Source organism: Hydrotalea sp., from assembly GCA_030054115.1.
GTDB lineage: Bacteria > Pseudomonadota > Alphaproteobacteria > JASGCL01 > JASGCL01 > JASGCL01.
In genome coordinates, this window is the sequence record JASGCL010000039.1 from 1 (window position 1) to 6084 (window position 6084).

The window sequence follows — 6084 nt, forward strand, 5'->3', positions numbered from 1 at the left end:
ATGGTGAAGCAATGCACCTATCTGTTTTTGACCTTTTTAAAATTGGCATTGGGCCGTCGAGTTCGCACACCGTCGGGCCCATGATCGCCGCCAAACGTTTCGTCACCGATTTGGTAACGCAAAAAAAATTGGCCGATGTGAACGAGCTCACGGTGAAGCTCTATGGCTCGCTCGCCCTGACCGGCTTGGGGCACGCCACTGACCGGGCGATTGTGCTGGGCCTGATGGGGGAAACGCCCGACGCCACCGACCCCAACTTGGTTGAGGAAAAAATCGACCAGTTGAAAACCAGCAAAAAATTAAATTTGGCGGCTAATGGTGGCGGCGGTCATGTTATTGATTTTATTTATGAAAAGCACCTCGATTTTCGCTTCGGTGAATTTAAAGAAAAACATTCCAACACCATGGAATTTATTGCCAGCGACAAATCGGGCAAGGTGATTTTTCAAGACACCTATTATTCCATCGGCGGCGGTTTCGTGTTGAGCGACGAGGAATTTGACAGGGGGAGCAGTAACCAGGCGGCATCGGCCAACCTCACCGTGCCCAACATGTTTAACAATGCGGAGGAGTTGTTGGCACTGGCGAAAAAGAAAAACATGACGATTGCCGAATTGCTGATGGAAAATGAATTGACGTGGCGCAAAAAGGAAGAAATCGAATCCGGCATTGATAAAATTTGGGGCGTGATGCAGGCCTGCATCGAGCGTGGCATGACCGAGGAAGGGATTCTGCCCGGCGGGCTTAATATCCGCCGCCGCGCCAAGCAAATTGCCAACAACCTAGCCAAGTCGACCGCGGAAATAAAAATGAAGCTGGGCAATATCTCGCTGGATGAGGTGCCGATGAAAACCCTCGATTGGGTTAATGTCTTTGCCCTGGCGGTGAATGAAGAAAACGCCGCCGGTGGCCGCGTTGTTACCGCCCCGACCAATGGTGCGGCTGGGGTTATTCCGGCGGTCATGGCCTATTACAATCGGTTTGTGCCGGGAGGCAAGGACGTAAAAAACCTGCGTGTATTTATGTTGACCGCGGCGGCGATTGGCATGTTGTATAAAAAAAATGCGTCGATTTCGGCGGCCGAGGTTGGTTGCCAGGGGGAGGTCGGGGTGGCATGTTCCATGGCGGCCGGCGCATTAACCGCGGCGATGGGCGGCACGGTGGAGCAGGTCGAAAACGCCGCCGAAATTGGCATGGAACATAACCTCGGGCTGACTTGCGACCCGATTAAGGGGTTGGTTCAGGTGCCTTGCATCGAACGCAACACGATGGGCGCGGTCAAGGCGATTAATGCCTCGCGCCTCGCCCTGCATGGCGATGGCACCCATTTGGTAAGTTTGGATAAGGTGATTGAAACCATGATGGAAACCGGCAAGGACATGATGCATAAATATAAAGAAACCTCGGAGGGCGGCCTCGCCACCAAGGTCTCGGTCGCCCTGCCGGAGTGTTAGGGCAACAAGTAGCACTACACTAGGAGCAATAACCTACTTCCCAATAACATCGGGGCTGACGAAACGGTTGTTCACGTTCAGGATGCGATTGAAAACCAGCCAGCTGGCGACGGTTTTTTTGCCCTTGGCGGTTAAGACCATTTTGCCATCGGGCGTTTTTTCAATATTACCGCTGGCCAATTGTTCGGCAACGCGCCGTTCGATGGCACCATATTTTTTTACATAAACCTGTTGAAATTCGTTTTTCCAATCGTCGGTGGTAAACGGCCTATCAATTTTGTAACTATAGCCGAGCAAGAAGACGCTTATCGCGCGGTCAAGGCTGGTGGTCACCGTGCCGTGAAACGCCAGGTTAAAAAATAAACCGGCAAGGGTAAGCCCTAGAACCTGTGTTTTGACAAGGCCGGCGTAATGGGCAAGGCAACCCTTAAACCGATTTTTATTTTTTAAGCTCGGCAAGATTTTTTTTGAAACCAAGACGCACAGCCCATAAACAACCGCAAAGAAAACCACCGCGTCGATTAACATCAATACAATGCCGCGGTAAAATAAAATATCCTGGCCCTGCGCATAAAACCAATACATGCTGGCGGCATACATGGCGAAACCAATGCCCAAGCCAATACCATAAACCAAACCATGGTCAACAACGGCGCGCCCCCAGCAACGGAGGCAACCACAGACGCAATCGCAAAAGGATTGAAGCGCGCTTTTCTTTTTCTTGCGCAGACCGATACGGGTTAAGAAATCTTTCATCATTTTTCAGTATTATCAATTTACATGGCCCCTGTAAAGCCTGAATTAACCCGCGATTTTCATGTCGATGACGACCAAAATCCCCATCAATAAAAACATCAACAGCGACCATTTGTCCTTAACCGCGAAAACCAACGGGTCGTCATGCACCAAGTTTTTGTGGCTGAGGAACCACAGGCGATTCAACCACAGCAACAGGATAATAATATAGGCGTAGGCAAAATGATAAGAGGCATTTTCATGAAAATAAAGGCACAAAATAACCACCGCCGCGAATGACGATGCCATGCCCATCAGCATGATAAAAATATCGTCGCCCGCGCTGTAACCACGGCCTTGGATATTTTTATAGGCCGCGACATTTTTGGCGCGATAGATTTCGATGTAGCGTTTGACGCAAGACAGGCTAAAAAATAAAAACAGCGTGAATATAACCAACCAAAAGGTAATGGTGATGTCTAACGCCACCCCGCCCATCATGACGCGCCACAAATAAAACAATGACAAGATAATAATATCGATGATGGCTATTTTTTTAAGCCACAGCGAATAACTCAAGGATAATAAAAAATACCCCAGCAACAGCAGGCCCAAGATATTATTAAAAAACCATATTGACAAAAATACCCCGCCCGCCAGCAAAAGGACGGCGATGATAACAGCCAGCGGTATTGATATTTTACCGGCGGGAATCGGGCGAAATTTTTTGGTCGGGTGCTTGCGGTCGTTTTTAATATCCAGCAGGTCGTTGACGATATAAACGCTCGACGCGCCAAGGCAAAATATCACAAACACCAACAGGCTTTGCATCACCAAGGATGGGGTAAACAGGTCGCGATTCGCGATAAGCGGCACAAACACAAGAAGGTTTTTTATCCACTGGTGCGGGCGGAGAATTTTAAGCAATGTGATAATTTGGGGCATGATGGGGGGCATGGCGGAAAATAATGACAGGTTGAAAAAATTTGCTAAAAAACAACATCAAACGACTATGCCATAAAAGACAGCCAAAATCAATTACCGACCTTGCGCAACAACCCGGTGCAATATTATAACTAGCAAATAATATGTTATATAGGCAATAGATTTTACAACATGCATTCTTGACATGTTTGGGGGTTGCTAGTATCACTTTTTTTCGAATAAAGCCCATAAATAAAGCCCAAATAATACCCCAACAAAATGACCCAATCGACCCAATTGAACGGTGCGCAAATTTTATTACAGGCCCTGAAGGAGCAAGGGGTCGACACGATTTTTGGTTACCCGGGTGGCGCGGTATTGCCGATTTATGACGAGCTGTTCCAACAAAACCATATCCGCCATATTCTGGTGCGGCAGGAGGGCGGGGCCGCCCACGCGGCGGAGGGTTACGCCCGCGCCACCGGCAAACCCGGGGTGGTGTTGGTAACATCGGGGCCCGGGGCGACCAACGCCATCACCGGCCTGACCGATGCCTTGATGGATTCTATCCCGCTGATTTGTATTTCGGGGCAGGTCGCCAGTCATTTAATTGGCACCGATGCCTTCCAAGAATGCGACACCACCGGCATCACCCGGCCCTGCACCAAGCATAATTATTTGGTGCGCAAGGTTGACGATTTATCGCGTATTATTCACCAGGCATTTTATGTCGCCACCAGCGGTCGCCCCGGGCCGGTGTTAATTGATATTCCCAAGGACGTGCAATTTGCCACCACCGATTACAAAAGTTTTAAGGACAAGCCGCACCCGACATACCAGCCGCAAACCCAACCCGATAGGGCAAAAATTAAACAGGCCGCAACCATGTTGTGGCGCGCTAAAAAACCAATAATTTACGGCGGCGGCGGGCTTATCAATTCGGGTGGCCATTGTTCCAATCTGTTGAAAGAAATCATCGCCATGACCAACATGCCGATAACCCTGACGCTGATGGGGCTTGGTGCCTTTCCCGCGACCGATAAAAATTTCTTGGGCATGCTCGGCATGCACGGCACATACGAGGCCAATTGGGCAATGCACGATTGCGATGTTATGTTGTGCGTCGGCGCAAGGTTCGACGACCGCATCACCGGTCGGTTGGATGCTTTTTCACCCGACAGCAAAAAAATTCATATCGATATCGACCGCAGTAGCTTTAACAAAACGATAGAGGTCGATGTCAGCATCCTCGCCGATTGCGAGGCCGCCCTGGCCGCCCTGCGCGATGAATTTCAGGAGCTAGCCAAAAAAGAAAAACCCGCCGATTTAAAAAATTGGTGGGCGGAAATAACGGCGTGGCGCGGTAAAAAATGCCTGGCCTATAAAAACAGCGACGAGGTTATCAAGCCGCAATATGCGCTGGAGCGTTTGCAGGCCAAGATAAAATCACGCGATTATATTATTTCGACCGAGGTCGGCCAGCACCAAATGTGGGCCGCGCAATATATCGGGTTTGATAAACCCAACCGCTGGCTTACGTCGGGCGGGTTGGGCACCATGGGCTATGGTCTGCCGGCGGCGATTGGCGCGCAATTGGGCAACCCCGACAAATTGGTGATAGATGTCGCCGGTGAGGGGTCGATATTGATGAATGTGCAGGAAATGGCGACCGCCAAGCAATACCGATTGCCGGTGAAGGTTTTTATTCTCAACAATGAATACCTTGGCATGGTGCGGCAGTGGCAAGAATTATTGCACGGCGGCCGTTATTCGGAAAGTTATTCTGACTCCCTTCCCGATTTTGTAAAATTGGCCGAAAGTTTTGGCTGGTTGGGCCTGCGCGTGCAAAGCCCGAAGGATATCGACGCAACGATAGACAAGATGCTGGCGCATAACGGACCGGTGATGGTCGATGTCTGCATCGACCCGATGGAAAATTGTTACCCGATGATTCCGTCGGGCAAGCCGCATAATGAAATGTTGTTGGGGCCGGTAACCGGCGGGCAAGAGGCCAGCGATAAAATTATTGATAAGGCCGGGCGGACATTGGTGTAAGCAAGATAAAAAAATAAGGAAAAGAATCATGGCACAACAGAAAAAAAATAAATCAGACGACGCGCCGGCATCGGTGTACGAGCTTGCCGGCACGCCGGATAAAACGCGGTTTCACACCCTGGCGGTGATGGTCGATAACGAACCTGGGGTGTTGGCGCGGGTCGTTGGGTTGTTTTCGGGGCGGGGTTATAATATCGAAAGCCTGACCGTGTCGGCCGTCGGGCAACATCACCACCTGTCGCGCATTACCTTGGTGACATCGGGCACCGAAAAAACCATTCGCCAGATTAAAAGCCAATTGGCTAGGTTGATACCGGTGCATGATGTGCATGATTTAACCACCGATGGTAATTTTTTATCGGGCGAGATGGCGATGGTCAAGCTGTTGCTGGGCAAAAACAGCAACCTGGCAAAAATAATTTCCCAGGTGGAAAAAAAGGGTGCGGTGGTGATAAAAAAATCGGCCGGTGGCGTGATGTTTTGTTACAGCGGCAATGCGCCGGAGGTCGAACAATTTTGCAAATGGGTGCATGATATGAGCAAGGTGGATAAGGCGGGTGAGACCAAGGTTGAATTGGTGCGGTCGGGGGTTATTGCCCTGTCGGCCGATATGAAACCCAACCATTTGGTTGACAGCAACGATTAAGCTGGTTGCTTTGATTATCGCTAGCCGTTAGAACCTAGCCATTAGGACATTGTATCATCGAATTATATGTTCCCGTAGCTCAGCTGGATAGAGCGTAGGATTCCTAATCCTAAGGCCGTTGGTTCGAATCCAATCGGGAACGCCATAAAAACCAATAAGTGGCAGAAAACTTATTTTTTAGCATTTGTTTGGCGATAGGCTTACGCCTATGCGCGGGCCGTTGGTTCGAATCCAATCGGGAACGCCATAAAAACCAATAAGTGGCAGAAA

At 49.8% G+C, this 6084-nt stretch carries 5 protein-coding genes and 1 tRNA gene; 4 read left to right on the forward strand and 2 right to left on the reverse strand.

The window, feature by feature from the left end; genetic code table 11:
• Positions 1-11 precede the first annotated feature (11 nt).
• A complete protein-coding gene (locus QM529_06540) occupies positions 12-1454 on the forward strand; it encodes an L-serine ammonia-lyase (protein MDI9314313.1) in 1443 nt (480 codons plus the stop codon).
• 33 nt (positions 1455-1487) lie between these two features.
• Here QM529_06540 and QM529_06545 read toward each other — a convergent pair whose 3' ends face one another.
• Together QM529_06545 and QM529_06550 are read right to left on the reverse strand one after the other, a co-directional pair.
• A complete protein-coding gene (locus QM529_06545) occupies positions 1488-2213 on the reverse strand; it encodes a hypothetical protein (protein ID MDI9314314.1) in 726 nt (241 codons plus the stop codon).
• Positions 2214-2255: 42 nt separating this feature from the next.
• On the reverse strand, positions 2256-3134 hold the full coding sequence (locus QM529_06550) for a UbiA family prenyltransferase (protein MDI9314315.1): 879 nt from the start codon (positions 3132-3134) through the stop codon (positions 2256-2258).
• Positions 3135-3392: 258 nt separating this feature from the next.
• Here QM529_06550 and QM529_06555 point away from each other — a divergent pair, with 258 nt between their 5' ends.
• The 3 genes from QM529_06555 to QM529_06565 all read left to right on the forward strand — a co-directional run bounded on the left by QM529_06555 (position 3393) and on the right by QM529_06565 (position 5959).
• Entirely contained in the window at positions 3393-5168 is a 1776-nt protein-coding gene (locus QM529_06555) for an acetolactate synthase 3 large subunit (protein MDI9314316.1), read from the forward strand.
• A gap of 28 nt (positions 5169-5196) precedes the next feature.
• On the forward strand, positions 5197-5814 hold the full coding sequence (ilvN, locus tag QM529_06560) for an acetolactate synthase small subunit (GenBank protein MDI9314317.1): 618 nt from the start codon (positions 5197-5199) through the stop codon (positions 5812-5814).
• 68 nt (positions 5815-5882) lie between these two features.
• A tRNA-Arg gene (locus QM529_06565) sits at positions 5883-5959 on the forward strand.
• Positions 5960-6084: the final 125 nt, after the last annotated feature.